Consider the following 14,059-nt stretch of genomic DNA (forward strand, 5'->3'; position numbering starts at 1 on the left):
GAAGAAACCCAGCGTTCCCGGCCGTCCGCCATAGAGTTCCGAGAGACGGCGAATGAGGCGTCCGGCCTCGAACACGACATAGGCGACGTCGACGAGCGCGCGCGGACTGACCGCCGTCACCAGCGAGACGCGTTTGGCGGCCTCGAGAATCATCACCTTTGCCCTGGCATCGAGCGGGCCAAGAATTTCCGCCTCGGCCAGGCGCACCAGATTGCCGCCGTCGATGATTTCGCCGCGCAGTTCGGCCAGTGCGCGCCGGCCGGCCGCGGTTTCGGGCTTGGCCGCGACGAAAGCCGAAAGCTCGTCGACCACCGATCGCGCCGCCTTGGGATCGTCGCGCGCGATGGCATCGAGCGCACGTTTTTGCAGCTTTTCGACCTCTGCAAGGCGGGCAATCGCCAGGAATTCACGAATGAGGATCACCAGGAGCGCCAGCAGCGCGATAACGGCCATGCCGGCGGCCAGCCAGCCCAGCCATTCGGCGCGGGCGAAGAGATCGCGGATCAGCTGGTCGGTCCACAGGCCGACAGCCAGCGAAACCAGCACGCCTATGGCGCCAAAGAAGATGCTGCCGAACAGCGAGCGTTTTCTGGGGGCGATCGTCGGCGGCGGTGCGGCGGCAATGATGTCGGGTTCGTCGAAGACGTCGACCTCCGCCGGTATGACCAGCGCGACATCGGTCTTCATCACGCGGGGTTTGCGCGAAGGTTCGGCCTGGCGCGTCTTTGACGCCTCTTGCGTTGGCGCGGCTTCCGGCTCGATGCGGAATGCCGCTGGTTTGCGGGGCGCGATCATGCCAGATGGTCTCCGATCAGGAACTGCAGGGCACGGTCGAGCCTGATATGCGGCAACGACAGCGTCACGCCTTCGGCCGTGCGTTCGAGTTTTGGCGGACGGAACCGCACAAAGCGGATTGCCGGGTCCGTGGAATCCTGCCGGTGATCTGGACCCGAAGTATCGAATACCGCATCAATCTTCTCTGGTAAGTCACCAGGAAATATAGCTGTTTCCGTCTTTCCATCAAACGTCTCGCCGTTGATCTTCTCGCCGGCGATCGGCGTGCCGATGATGACGGGCAAGGTTTCGCGACCTTGCTTGACCATGCCCTCGCGGGTCGCCCGCACCGCCGCCATGGCGACCACGTCGACATCGGCGCCGGTGAAATTCGCCCGCGCCACGGCACGGTCGGCCAGTCGCCGCACGATGGCCTGCAACCGGTCRTGGCTYTCGTGRTGCAGRTGRTCGGCCTTGGTCGCGGCSACCARGATGCGATCGATGCGCCGYGAAAASAGGTCGGTGAGRAAGCYGCCCCGGCCAGGACGGAAGCAGCTGAGGATCTCGGTCACCGCGCGCTCGAGGTCAGCCATGGCGCCAGGGCCGGCGTTCAGCGCCTGCATGGCATCGATCAGCACGATCTGGCGATCGAGACGCGCAATGTGTTCGCGGAAGAAAGGCTTCACAACATGCGTCTTGTAGGCCTCGTAGCGCCTTTCCATCATGGCGTGCAGCGATCCCAGGCGCGGACGCCTGTCGAGGCCGGCCAGCGGCGCGAAGGTCAGCGCAGGCGAGCCTTCGAGATCGCCAGGCATCAGGAAACGGCCAGGCGGCAGGGTCGAAAGCGCACGCTCGTCGAGCTTGCAGGCCTGAAGATAGGCGGCGAAGCTTTCGGCCAGGCGGCGTGCGGTCATCTCATCGGCGTCGGCATTCGGGTCGATCTCGGCTGAAATCGCTCGCCAGGCCCGCGACAGATCCTCGCGCACCGGCAAAGTGGCCATCTCGATGGCCTCATGTGAAAAATCAGCGAAGGATTTGCCGAGCAGCGGCAGGTCGAGCAGCCATTCGCCGGGATAATCGACGATATCGACCGACAGTTTGCCGGAGGAGAACATGCGGCTCCAGCCGGAGGCTGATTCGTATTCGATCGTTAGCCGCAGTTCCGAAATGGCGCGCGTCGAATCGGGCCAGACGCGGTCGTTGACCAATGCGGCGATGTGGTCCTCGTACTGGAAGCGCGGCACCGCGTCGTCGGGCTGTTCTTCGAGAAAGGCGCGAGCGATACGCCCGGATTTCTGCGCCTCGAATAGCGGCAAGCGTCCGCCATGGATCAGATTGTGGACCAGCGCGGAGATGAACACCGTCTTGCCGGCGCGCGAAAGGCCTGTAACGCCCAATCGCAGCGACGGCGAAAAAAGCCCGGTGGCGCGTCCCGACAGCGTATCGAGGGCAATCCTTGCCTCGTCGGTGAAGGTGGTCAGCGATGATGCCAAAATGTGATCTCTCGGGCTTCGGTGCGTCCGATATAGGCGTTGGGACCCGGCTTTGAAATGGCGCCAGAAATTGACATCCAAATCGATGCTAGAGATCGGCCGGTGTCAGAAACGCTTCGAGATAACCCGTTTCCTGGGCCGCTTTCGCCAGATCGTCCAGGAAACGCACGACCGCCAGGCCCGAGGTCGGGAAACCGTGATTGAGCAGCGCACGCGCCGTCTCGTCGCCGTCGCCTGACACCGCCATGGCAAGATCCTCCGTCATCGGRTTGTGGCCGATGACCAGCAGCGARCCCGGCCCGCCATGCTCCCGGATRAKGCSGAGGTAGCCGGCSGCGTCTTCGCTGTAGAGCGTRTCGAAAAACAGCACCYKGCCGGTGTCGGTCTGGCCGGCMAGGCCTTCGAGCGTTTCCTTGGCGCGCCTGGCGTTGGAGCACAATGTCAGGTCGGGGACATAGCCACGTGAGCGCATGGCGGTGCCCATGATCTCGGCGTCGGCGCGGCCGGATGCGTCGAGCGGACGATCGAAATCGCGCATGCCGGGCAGCGCCCAGCCGGCCTTGGCGTGTCGCAACAGATAGAGCCTGCTCACCCAACCTCCAATGATGCCGATGCCGAAGCTGCATCGCGATTAGCCACGAGAAGGGCGTTGCGCACAATGGTCCGTATTCTCCCGCGCAAGGAATTGCGCATAACACCACGTGGTAAGGGGTTGCGGTGCTTTCGTCATAGAATCAACTGCATTTCTCTTCAGCAAGTGCCGTTGGGGCACTTTAACAATTGCGTGAGTCGGTGGCCGATTGCGCTTGTGCAGGCGTCGGGCGGCGAATATATAGGCGCGRAATTTGGGGCAGTTTGGGTGAGTCGAATGAACGACATCGTTACCGCCGATTRCGTACCCTCCGAAGACGAGCCGTTCATGAACGAACGGCAGAAATCCTACTTCCGCCTGAAGCTCGTCACCTGGAAAAATGACATATTGCGCGAAGCGCGCGAAACTCTCGAAATCCTGCAGCAGGAAAACGCCAACCACCCCGACCTCGCCGACCGCGCTTCTTCGGAAACAGACCGCGCCATCGAGCTCAGGGCCCGCGACCGTCAGCGGAAACTCATCTCAAAGATCGATTCGGCGCTCCAGCGCATCGATGAGGGCACTTACGGCTACTGCGAGGAAACCGGCGAGCCGATCGCGCTGAAGCGGCTCGACGCGCGTCCGATCGCTACCCTGTCGATCGAAGCGCAGGAACGGCACGAGCGCCGCGAAAAAGTCTATCGCGACGACTGACGTATTGATTGTGAACCGTCTGTCAGGGCAGTTTCAATGAAGTTGCAATAAAAACGGCCGGGTTTTCCGGCCGTTTTTATTGGTGCGTGGCAAATCCATTGCAGCAAACGGAAGCAAACCTCGGCCAGATCGCCGGCGGGGCGCCTCAGGCGCCAATCATCTCTTCTGGCTTGAAAGTTCGCCCAGCAGCTTGGTCATTTCATCGTCGAGCGACTGCGGCGCCTTGGCTGCCGGTTTGCCRACAGGGCCGCCGGAGCGGGGCTGGTCGAGCGAAAATTCGAGGTCCTTCATCAATGTTTCGTCGATGCTGTCCTGCCTTGGCGGCGGTGGTGGTGCGTGCCTGATGGCATTGGCGTTGGCGGAGCCGTATGCAGGCAGCGGCGTGACATTGGTCGATTGATAGGCCTGCGTTACCGGTTTTGGTGCGGGCGCCGGTGCCGGTGGCGGCGCTGCCGGGCGCGGGCGGGCAGGCTGCACGGCCGCGGTCACCGGTTGCGGCACCGGTGCCGGTCGTGCCGGTGCGGGAGCCGGCTGCGGCGGCCGCGGTTTCGCCGGGGCCGCGGTGGCCGGGACAGGCTGCAAGCCGCCATCTCCAGTCAGCGCCGGACGGCGCGGGGCGGCGAGACGGATGTCGCGCTCGACGACGACGTCGGTCGGGCCGCCAATCAGAAGCAGATGCTCGATGTCGTCGCGGCGCACCAATACCAGCCGGCGATGGCTGTCGACGGCGGTTGCGTCCATGACGGCGAGCCGCGTCTTGCGGTTCCGGCCACCCGCGACAAACGTGCCGAAGGTCAGGTTGCGCACGAGCCTGATGATGACGAGCACGATGACCAGCAGGATCAGCGCCGCGAAGGTCCACAGGAGTGCAGCCGCATAACCAGGGCCCGCCACGCTATCCAGCCACTGCATTGGTTTCCCCTGATCGGTTCGGAAAGTGACGCGACACTAGACCGTTGGGACTAGCTACCGCAAGTTGCCTTCACGCATCGTGAACAGCTTGAAACACAGGGAAGGCCGGCCGGCAYCATTTTTAWCKGACATTTGCCGYCSGGGCCTTTTCCGGACTAGGAGAATGTGATTCAACCGGCTAAAGCGCGTCGCGCTGACGCCGATTCATGCGACGCGCTTTAGGTCCTTGTTTTCATGCATGTCGTTTTCCCAAAACCGAAGTCACTTTTGGGCGACATGCATTAGGGGCGGGTGTCGGAACATCGGACTTCACGAGCAGGGGGCAYATGGCCAAGGAARCGCGCGGCGATTTCTATCCGGTACCGATCGTCGACCAGAACACGCGACCGGGCGCGGTCACCCGGCTCATCATCTTCATCGTCGTTCTGACGGGCGCCGCGATCATTTTCGGTCTGTTCCGCGAGCGCCTCGGTGACCCGTTCCTGCTCGGCATGCTGGGCGTGCTGGCGATGATCGGCGTCGGCTTCCTGTTCGCGACCGCGATCGGCTTCGTACAGGTGACGCCGCGCTCGACCGGCGATGAACTGTCCAAGGCTTTCGTCGATTCGATGGCACAGGGCCTGCTGGTGACGGACACAAAGGGCCGCGTCGTCTACGCCAACCGGGCCTATGCCGAGATGACCGGAGCTTCCTCGGCCGCCGACCTCAAGACGGTCGAAGGGCTGCTATCGGATGTTCCCGAGGCCTCGGTGACCATTTACCGGCTGGCATCCGGCCTGCGTGACGGCCAGCCGGGGGACGGCGAGTTTCGGCTGGCGCAGTCGATTCGGCCCGGCGCCGAACCGGGCGCCCGCTGGTACAGGGCGCGCGCCCGCACCTTCAGCGTTCCGGGCCAGCGCTTGCCGATGCTGGCCTGGCAACTCTCCGACATTTCGCAGGAGCGGGCGGAGCAGGAGCGTTTCTTCCTTGACCTGCAGAAGGCCATTGATCACCTCGACCATGCCCCGGCCGGCTTCTTTTCCGCCGACCAGGACGGTCGGGTCACCTACATCAACGCCACGCTGGCGGAGTGGCTGGGTATCGATCTCGCCAGCTTCACACCTGGCGCCGTGACCTTGCCCGATATCGTAGCCGGCGACGGCATGGCGCTGGTGCGGTCGGTCAAGGCCGATCCCGGCACGACGCGCAACGCGGTCATCGATCTCGACCTGACGACGATGACGGGAGAGGCGCTGCCGGTGCGCTTCATGCATCGCGTTTCGGCCAGCCGCGAAGGWSTSRRCGGYCCGACSCGCACSATCGTGCTCAACCGCACSCARGGCGAGGACGCTTCGGCCGAYYTKCGCGCYTCSGARGTSCGYTTCACCCGCTTCTTCAACTCGACGCCGATGGCGATCGCGGGTGTCGACGCCAGTGGGCGCATCCTGCGCACCAACGCGCCGTTCCTGTCGCTGTTTTCCTCGGTCGTCGACCGGGACGCCGTGGATCGCCGCGTGCGGCTCGATACGGTGATCCATGARCGCGASCGGCCGGCYTTTGCCGCSGCMTTCGAGAAAGCCCGGCAGCGGCAGGCCGACATCGAGCCGATCGACACTGTGCTGCCCGGYAACGAAGAGCGKCACATCCGATTCTACGTCAATGCCGTTGCCGAYGGCACCGGCGGCGAGGGTGCCGAGGAATCGGCCATTGTCTACGCCGTCGACACGACCGAGCAGAAGGCGCTCGAAGGACAGATGGCGCAGAGCCAGAARATGCAGGCGGTCGGCCAACTCGCCGGCGGCATCGCCCATGACTTCAACAATGTGCTGACCGCCATCATCATGGCCTCGGACCTGCTTTTGACCAATCACCGGCCGTCGGATCCGTCTTTCCCCGACATCATGAACATCAAGCAGAATGCCAACCGGGCGGCCTCGCTGGTCAGGCAGTTGCTGGCCTTCTCGCGCAAGCAGACGCTGCGGCCGGAAGTGCTGAACCTGACCGACGTGCTCGCCGATCTCAGGATGCTGCTGGCCCGCCTGGTCGGCAACGACATCAAGCTGAAGATCGACCACGGCCGCGATCTGTGGCCGGTCAAGGTCGATATCGGCCAGTTCGAGCAGGTGGTGGTGAATCTGGCGGTCAATGCGCGCGACGCGATGCCTGCCGGCGGCGATCTTACCGTGCGCACCCGCAACGTCACCGCCGAGGAGTGCAAGACCTTCCCTTATCGCGAACTGACCGCGGCCGACTATGTCGTGGTCGAAGCCGAGGACACCGGCAGCGGCATCGCGCCCGACGTGCTGAAGAAGATCTTCGAGCCGTTCTTCACCACCAAGGAGGTCGGCAAGGGCACGGGCCTTGGCCTGTCCATGGTCTACGGCATCATCAAGCAGACCGGCGGCTTCATTTTCTGCGATTCCGAGGTCGGCAAGGGATCGACCTTCCGCATCTTCCTGCCGCGCCACATCGCCGAAGCGAAGACGGCAGCCGAAGCCGGGGAAGCGCCAAGCGCAGCACCGGTCAAACCAATCGACAGCACCAAGGACCTGTCCGGGTCAGCCACGGTGCTGCTGGTCGAGGAYGAGGATGCSGTGCGCATGGGCGGCATGCGGGCGCTGAYKTCGCGCGGCTATACSGTGCACGAGGCRTCCTCSGGCGTCGAGGCGCTGGAAGTGTTCGARGCSYTKGGYGGCAAGGTCGAYATCGTCGTYTCCGACGTGGTSATGCCGGARATGGAYGGGCCGACSCTGCTTGGCGAATTGCGSAAGCGCCAGCCGGAYATCAAGTTCRTCTTCGTGTCGGGCTATGCCGAGGACGCATTCGCCAGAAACCTGCCGGCCGACGCGCATTTCGGCTTCCTGCCGAAGCCATTCTCGCTCAAGCAACTGGCAACGATCGTCAAGGACGTGCTTGAATCCTAATTTAGCGTCCTCCAATAACCGTTTTGCGTAACGCCGTGACAGCGCCATGATTGTGGATGAAACGGCAAGCGGGCTTGGGGGAGCAGCGATTGACGCCACACATCGAGGCAGACAAGGGCGACTACGCCGAAACGGTGCTGTTGCCGGGTGACCCGCAGCGCGCCGAATGGATGGCGCTGACATTTCTGGAGGCGCCACGCTGCGTCAATCGCCGGCGGGGTGCTCTGGGCTTTACAGGCCTGTTTCGCGGCCGGCCGATCAGCATTCAGTCGACGGGTATAGGTGTTTCATCCTTCCTGATCTATGCCCATGAATTGCTTGACTATTATGGCGTCCGAACACTGATCCGCACCGGTACCTGCGGTGGCCTCAGCGATGAGGTAAAGCTGCGCAGCCTGGTGATCTCGCAAATGGCGCGGCCGGAAAACACCGAGAGCGGTCAGGTCTTTGGCCTTTACGGAGCTGATGCCGGCCCGGATTCGGCGCTGCTTGCTTGCGCCTTGGCCAAGGCGACCGAACTCGGCATCGACCACCACGCCGGCCTGACAGCCTGCACCGACATATTCTACCATCCTGAAGCGCGCGCCCGCTATGCCGAAGCAAGGGCGCTCGGAGCGCTGGCCGTCGACATGGAAACCAGCGCGCTCTACCGGATCTCGGCGCATTTCGGCGCGAGGGCCTTGTCGCTGCTGACCGTCGTCGACAATCTGGTGACCGGCGAACAGGCCGACTATTCCGAACGCCAGGCGCTTTTCACCGATATGAGCCGGCTGGCGTTCGAAATCGCCGTGGAAGCGCGCTAGAGCATTTCACCGTTTCACGGAAACGGCGAATTGCTCTAACTCTTAGTTTTGACGCAATTCCGGACGCAAAACCGCTCACACTTTTGCTGGAATTGCTCTAGGCGGCTTCCTGCTTCAACGCCATCCGCTCGTCCAAGTCAGGCCGATGGCCGCGCAGATAGAGTGCGCAGGTGGTGCGTAGCATGGACGCGAAGTTAGGTATTTCGCCATTGATCTCGATGGCTTCGTCGTAAAGCTTCGAGATGAATTTGGGCGTCGTCAGGTTCTGGCTTTCAGCGATTTCGTCGAGCAAGGCCCAGAACGTCGCCTCAAGCTGGATGCTGGTCGAATGGCCATCGATACGAATCGACCGGTTGATCTGGCGATAGCCTTCCGGATCCTGTGCGGCAAACACTCTGCACATCGTTACCTCCCATTTTTGTTGGTCTTGGGCGTCGACGGAGCCATCGGCGCCTTTTGATCACTGCCTGCGATTTCATTTTCGACCGGACGGCCGACAACGGCAATCGGACTTTCGTCCTTAATGCATGTACCCGTTTTTCGATCCTATGCGTGGTAATCGGCTGCCACCACCTTATCTCGACCGGCGCGCATAATCACCTTCGAAAGCACGAACGCTGCGGAGTCTGATTTGGCGAAGGCGATCCACACCATGATCCGGGTTCTCGAGGAGGCCCGGTCCATCGATTTCTACAACAAGGCCTTCGGTCTCGACGTTGCCCAACGGCTGGATTTCGAGACCTTCACGCTGATCTACCTCAGCAATGCCGATACGCCTTTCGAAGTCGAGCTGACCGTCAACAAGGGCCGGCAGGAGCCTTATGCGCTTGGCGACGGCTACGGCCACCTCGCGGTCTCGGTTGCCGATCTCGACGGCGAACACGACCGCCTCGGCGCGCTTGGCCTCAACCCGAAGAAGATCGTCGAGTTCAACCGCGACGGTTCGCTGATCGCCCGCTTTTTCTTCATCGAGGACCCCGACGGCTACAAGATCGAGGTTCTGCAGCGTGGAGGGCGCTTCCAATAGGACACATCGCAGCCGCACCGAAAGGTGCGGTGCCAGCAACGGCACTCCTAGGGGTGCAAATAGCAAGCAGGGAGGAACAAATGGTCACGATCTATGACGGGAAGCCTGGACTTTCACGTCGGGAACTTCTCAAGCGCGGCAGCATCGGCGCGTTGCTCGTCATTTCCGGCAGCGCCGTCATCAGTCCCGAACAGGCCTGGGGGCTGGAAACCTCGGCGTTGAAGCCGGAGACGATGGCGACACTGATCCAGGTGGCGCGCGATATCTATCCGCACGACCAGGTGCCGGACAAATACTATGCCGTCGCGGTCAAGGGCCATGACGAGACGGCCGCCAAGGATCCTGCCCACAAGGAGCTGATCGAGAAGGGCATTGCCGAACTCGACAAGAAGGCCGGCAAGGGCGGCTATCGCGGGCTCGGCTGGGAAGAGCAGCGTGTGGCGCTGCTCACCGAGATAGAAAAGACGCCSTTCTTCCAGWCGRTTCGCGGCGGCCTSGTSGTYAGCCTCTACAATCAGCAGGAGGTGTGGCCGATCTTCGGCTACGAGGGCGAGTCCTACTCCAAGGGCGGCTATATCGCGCGCGGTTTCRRCGACATCGAGTGGCTCTGAGCCTCGATCGTTCCAGTAACCCGCAAACAGGAATTCATGGGAGGAAACCATGGCAGCTACATTTGATCTGAAAAACGATGGCGTGGTCGTCATCATCGGCTCGGGCGCCGGCGGCGGCACGCTCGGCAATGAACTCGCCCAGAAGGGCATCGACGTCGTCATCCTCGAGGCGGGCGCCCGCCACGAATATGAGGACTTCATCAACGACGAGTGGGGTTCGTTCGCCCAGCTTGCCTGGACGGACAAGCGCACGACGTCCGGCGACTGGCGCGTGGCGAAGGATTTCCCCAACCTGCCGGCCTGGATCGTCAAATCGGTCGGCGGCTCGACCACGCACTGGGCCGGCGCCTCACTGCGTTTCCAGGAGCATGAGTTCAAGACGGCGTCGACCTATGGCAAAGTGGAAGGCGCGAACCTGCTCGACTGGCCGATCACGCTGGCCGAGATGGAGCCGTACTACGCCAAGGCGGAAGCCAAAATGGGCGTCACCGGCACCAATGACTGGCCGCGCCTGCCGGGCAACAACAATTTCAAGGTGCTGAAGGCCGGGGCCGACAAACTTGGCTACAAGGAATGCCACACCGGCAACATGGCGATCAACTCGGTCGAGCGCGACGATCGCAACTCCTGCCAGCAGACCGGCTTCTGCTTCCAGGGCTGCAAATGGGGCGCCAAATGGTCGACGCTCTACACCGAAATCCCGAAGGGCGAAGCGACAGGCCATCTCGAAGTCCGGCCGAACGCCATGGTGATCAAGATCAACCACGATGCCAGCGGCAAGGTGACCGGCGTCGTCTACGCCGACAAGGACGGCAAGCTGCAGGAGCAGAAGGCTCGCATCGTCGCGGTTGCCGGCAATTCGATCGAGAGCCCGCGCCTGCTGCTCAATTCGCAATCGGCCAAATTCCCGCACGGGCTTGCCAATTCGTCGGGGCAAGTGGGCAAGAACTACATGCGGCACACCACCGGTTCGGTCTATGCCATCTTCGACAAGCCTGTGCACATGTATCGCGGCACCACCATGGCCGGCATCATCCGCGACGAGGCGCGCCATGATCCATCGCGCGGCTTTGTCGGCGGCTACGAGTTCGAGACGCTGTCGCTCGGCCTGCCGTTCATGGCGGCCTTCCTCAACCCGGGCGGCTGGGGACGCTCCTTCACCACGGCGCTCGACCACTACGACCATATGGCCGGCCTGTGGATCGTCGGCGAGGACATGCCCCGCGAGGAGAACCGCATCACATTGCACAAGGACGAAAAGGACGCACACGGCATGCCGATCGCCGACGTGCATTTCGACGACCATCCCAACGACACGGCGATGCGCGACCATGCCTACAAGCAGGCCACCGCACTTTACGATGCGGTCGGCGCCACCCGCACATTCCCGACGCCACCCTATCCCTCGACCCACAATCTCGGCACCAACCGGATGAGCGAGAAGGCGCAGGACGGCGTCGTCAACAAGCATGGCCAGACGCACGACATCAAGAACCTGTTCGTGTCGGATGGCAGCCAGTTCACGACAGGCGCTGCCGAAAACCCGACCCTGACCATCGTCTCGCTGGCGATCCGCCAGGCCGACTACATCGCCGCCCAAATGTCGGCGAAAACCATCTGACCTCCCCGACTGCCTGCTGGCGCGGAACCTGACACGGTTCCGCGCCTTTTTTTGTCTGCTGGACGCTACGCACCGACCGGCTGGCCGTCCTTGCGGCGGATGGCGACGACCGATGGCCGTGGCGGCTGGCCGTCCTTGAAATCCGGCCACAGCGACTGTGCCTTGTCGAGCGTTTCGGCATCCTCGGACGGGTGCTGGACCGAAAGGAACAGCGTCGTGCCATCCGGGGTGAAGCAGGGGCCGGTCGCTTCCGCACCATGCGGGCAGGTGAACAGCAGCTTTGGCAGGCCGCGCGCCGGGCCTTCCGTGTCAACGCCATAGACACCGTCCGGCAGGTCGAAATCATTGGCGCCATCGGTTGCCACCCACAGCCGCCCGGCCGGGTCGAAGGTGATGTTGTCGGGGCAGACGAACCAGCCATTTTCCGACGTATCGGGATGGAAGGTGGCGCCGATCTTGGCATCTTTGGGATTGCCGCAGAGCACGAACAGGTCCCAGGCATATTTGTCTGATGTGTGATCGGCCTCGGTGCCGCGGCCGCCAGGCGGGATCAGCTCGACGATGTGGCCCCAGAGGTTTTCGGGCCGCGTGTTGGCCGGATTGACCTTGGATTCGTCGCGCTTCTTGTTCTTGGTCATGACGGCGTAGACGCGGCCGGTGACCGGATTGGTCTCGATGTCCTCCGGCCTGTCCATCGGGGTCGCGCCCAGCGCGTCGGCGGCAAGGCGCGTCTTCAGCAGCACTTCGGCCTGGTCGGCAAAGCCGTTCTCTACGGTGAGCTTGCCCTGGCCGTGAACCAACGGCAGCCAGGTCATCGAGCCATCGGCATCGTAACGAGCGACCGAGAGCACGCCATCGTCCAGAAGGCCGCTGCTGGAAGCCGGGTTCGCCTTGTCGTAGGCCTTGTTGGAGACGTAGCGGTACATGTATTCGAAATAGTCGTCGTCACCCATGTAGACGACGATGCGGCCGTCCTTGTTGAGGACGACGGTAGAGGCCTCGTGCGACATGCGGCCAAGGGCGGTGCGCTTCAGCGGCTTGGATTGGGGATCATAAGGGTCGATCTCGACCACCCAGTCGAAGCGGTTCGGCTCGTTCGGTTCCTTGTCGATGTTGAAGCGGTCATGGAAACGGCCACGGCCATAAATGTCGGAGCCGTCGAAGCCGTAGCGCTCGAGAATGTCCGCGGTCGGCGCCTTTTTCGGGTCGCCGCCGAACAGGTCGGAAACGCCTTCCTCGCAGGTCAGCACTGTGCCCCATGGGGTGAAGCCGCCGCTGCAATTGTAGCTGGTACCGAGCACTTTTGTGCCGGTCGCGTCAGTGGATGTCTTGAGCAGCGCATGGCCGGCCACCGGTCCGGAAACCGTCATTTCGGTGTTGGCGGTGATGCGGCGGTTGAGCGGGCTGTCCTCGACGGTTTGCCACTTGCCGTCCTTGAACATGATTTCGACGATCGAGTGACCCATCGCCGCCAGGCCGAGATCGACCTGTTCCTTGTTCATCGTCTTGCCGGCGTTGTCCTCGGTCATGCCGGGAAACATCACATTGGGCGAGATGTATTCGTTGTTGACGCAAAGCAGGCCGTGGTCGGAGTTTATCGAACCCTTGGGCAGCGGCAGGAAGGCGATGTAATCGCAGTTATAGCCGAAGCGCTTTTCCTGTTCTGCGGCGGCGACCTTGTTGCCGTCGAAATCCGCCAGGCCGGCGACAAGCGGATCGCCCCAGCGTGCGACAATCGTTGTTTCATAACCTTCCGCGGCGGCGTGGGTCTTGTCATAGACGCGCTTCAGTTCGGGAAAACCGAGTGTGGAAAGCGCTGCCGCGGCGTGTGTTTCGCCGGCAAACAGCGAGCCGACAAAGCTGCCACCGGCGATCAGGGTGCCGGAAGCGAGGCTGCCTTTCAGGAGGGCCCGGCGCGAGACGCGCTCGGCAATGATTTCGCGGATGACAGGGGAGGATGAAGACGGGAAGTCGGCCATGTGTCTGCCTCTCGATGTGGATGGGTGACGGCGCACCGCTGCCCTATCCAGCTTCGGCAACATTCAGATGACATCAGACCGGCGGACACGGCTTGCGGGCCGCACGGAGGCGGCGCCGTTGCCAGAGGAAAGGCTTACTGACTGCCTTCCTTGGTGCAGGTCGAGGCGGTGAAGGCGCCGTCGGGCTGCYKCATGATGATGTCGAAGGAGGGCGGGCTCTGGCCATCCAGCGTTGCCTGGGTCATCGACAGCGCGTTGCCGCCGGTGGTGTAGCCACCGAGCGGTCCCAGCCAGGAGATCACGCCGTTTGCGTCCATCTGGTAATTATAGCCCTGTTGGACGGTGCCGAAGGTTACAGGGCCTGTGTAGACATTTCCCTTGATGGTGATGTCGCCGAGGTTGATGAACATGCCGAGCAGGTAGACTTCGCAGTGATAGGTGCCATCGGGCATCTTGCCGTCACTGAAGTCGGCCCGTGCTGCCCCGGTCGCTGTCGCCAGAAACACGATGCCGATCAAAATGCGTGAAATCAGGGATGCCATGACGTTGCTCGGTTGAGGAGCGAGCTTGCCCTATTTTTGCGCCGCGCCGCAACATCCGCTAATTGCGATCTGACTGCCGAGTTCAAAATATAGGCACATACTCAATTTG

At 62.5% G+C, this 14,059-nt stretch carries 13 protein-coding genes; 6 read left to right on the plus strand and 7 right to left on the minus strand.

All coding sequences use genetic code 11. The annotated features are described in order from the left end of the window. The 3 genes from AC1DX0_RS19810 to AC1DX0_RS19820 form a co-directional block, all read right to left on the minus strand. On the minus strand, positions 1-795 hold a 795-nt coding region (locus tag AC1DX0_RS19810; RefSeq protein WP_477356544.1), incomplete at its 3' end, for a TIGR01620 family protein. Next, positions 792-2,267 (minus strand): YcjX family GTP-binding protein, encoded by a 1,476-nt coding sequence (locus tag AC1DX0_RS19815; protein ID WP_477356545.1) that lies wholly within the window; start codon positions 2,265-2,267, stop codon positions 792-794. The genes AC1DX0_RS19810 and AC1DX0_RS19815, both read right to left, overlap by 4 nt. Before the next feature lie 88 nt (positions 2,268-2,355). Then, the gene (locus AC1DX0_RS19820) at positions 2,356-2,859 is read right to left on the minus strand and encodes a SixA phosphatase family protein (protein ID WP_477356547.1); all 504 of its coding nucleotides are present in this window, start codon (positions 2,857-2,859) and stop codon (positions 2,356-2,358) included. A 276-nt stretch (positions 2,860-3,135) separates the two neighbouring features. On the opposite strand from AC1DX0_RS19820, the gene dksA reads away from it, so the two are divergent. Continuing rightward, the gene (dksA, locus tag AC1DX0_RS19825; protein WP_477356549.1) at positions 3,136-3,552 is read left to right on the plus strand and encodes an RNA polymerase-binding protein DksA; all 417 of its coding nucleotides are present in this window, start codon (positions 3,136-3,138) and stop codon (positions 3,550-3,552) included. Between the two features lie 156 nt (positions 3,553-3,708). Here the strand turns inward: dksA and AC1DX0_RS19830 are convergent, their stop codons facing one another. Further along, positions 3,709-4,464: a hypothetical protein gene (locus tag AC1DX0_RS19830; protein WP_477220368.1), complete on the minus strand. Its 756-nt coding sequence runs from the start codon at positions 4,462-4,464 to the stop codon at positions 3,709-3,711. A gap of 326 nt (positions 4,465-4,790) precedes the next feature. Here AC1DX0_RS19830 and cckA point away from each other — a divergent pair, with 326 nt between their 5' ends. Both cckA and AC1DX0_RS19840 read left to right on the plus strand, forming a co-directional pair. Next, positions 4,791-7,367 (plus strand): cell cycle histidine kinase CckA, encoded by a 2,577-nt coding sequence (cckA, locus tag AC1DX0_RS19835; protein WP_477356551.1) that lies wholly within the window; start codon positions 4,791-4,793, stop codon positions 7,365-7,367. Positions 7,368-7,456: 89 nt separating this feature from the next. Continuing rightward, a complete protein-coding gene (locus AC1DX0_RS19840; RefSeq protein WP_477220370.1) occupies positions 7,457-8,170 on the plus strand; it encodes a purine-nucleoside phosphorylase in 714 nt (237 codons plus the stop codon). A gap of 97 nt (positions 8,171-8,267) precedes the next feature. Here AC1DX0_RS19840 and AC1DX0_RS19845 read toward each other — a convergent pair whose 3' ends face one another. Beyond that, complete coding sequence (locus AC1DX0_RS19845) at positions 8,268-8,573, minus strand: ribbon-helix-helix domain-containing protein (RefSeq protein WP_027044642.1); 306 nt, start codon at positions 8,571-8,573, stop codon at positions 8,268-8,270. A gap of 228 nt (positions 8,574-8,801) precedes the next feature. On the opposite strand from AC1DX0_RS19845, the gene AC1DX0_RS19850 reads away from it, so the two are divergent. From AC1DX0_RS19850 to AC1DX0_RS19860, 3 genes are all read left to right on the plus strand, one after another. Next, positions 8,802-9,197, plus strand: a complete 396-nt coding sequence (locus AC1DX0_RS19850) for a VOC family protein (protein ID WP_477220371.1) — start codon at positions 8,802-8,804, stop codon at positions 9,195-9,197. Between the two features lie 80 nt (positions 9,198-9,277). After that, on the plus strand, positions 9,278-9,808 hold the full coding sequence (locus AC1DX0_RS19855) for a gluconate 2-dehydrogenase subunit 3 family protein (protein ID WP_477356553.1): 531 nt from the start codon (positions 9,278-9,280) through the stop codon (positions 9,806-9,808). A 49-nt stretch (positions 9,809-9,857) separates the two neighbouring features. Further along, on the plus strand, positions 9,858-11,429 hold the full coding sequence (locus AC1DX0_RS19860; RefSeq protein ID WP_477220373.1) for a GMC family oxidoreductase: 1,572 nt from the start codon (positions 9,858-9,860) through the stop codon (positions 11,427-11,429). A 65-nt stretch (positions 11,430-11,494) separates the two neighbouring features. Here the strand turns inward: AC1DX0_RS19860 and AC1DX0_RS19865 are convergent, their stop codons facing one another. Together AC1DX0_RS19865 and AC1DX0_RS19870 are read right to left on the minus strand one after the other, a co-directional pair. Beyond that, positions 11,495-13,408 carry a PhoX family protein gene (locus tag AC1DX0_RS19865; protein WP_477220374.1) on the minus strand — a complete coding sequence of 638 codons (1,914 nt, stop codon included), beginning with the start codon at positions 13,406-13,408 and terminating at the stop codon, positions 11,495-11,497. Positions 13,409-13,542: 134 nt separating this feature from the next. Beyond that, positions 13,543-13,950, minus strand: a complete 408-nt coding sequence (locus tag AC1DX0_RS19870; RefSeq protein ID WP_477356555.1) for a hypothetical protein — start codon at positions 13,948-13,950, stop codon at positions 13,543-13,545. Positions 13,951-14,059: the final 109 nt, after the last annotated feature.

It is taken from the genome of Mesorhizobium sp. P3_A9 (assembly GCF_056402975.1).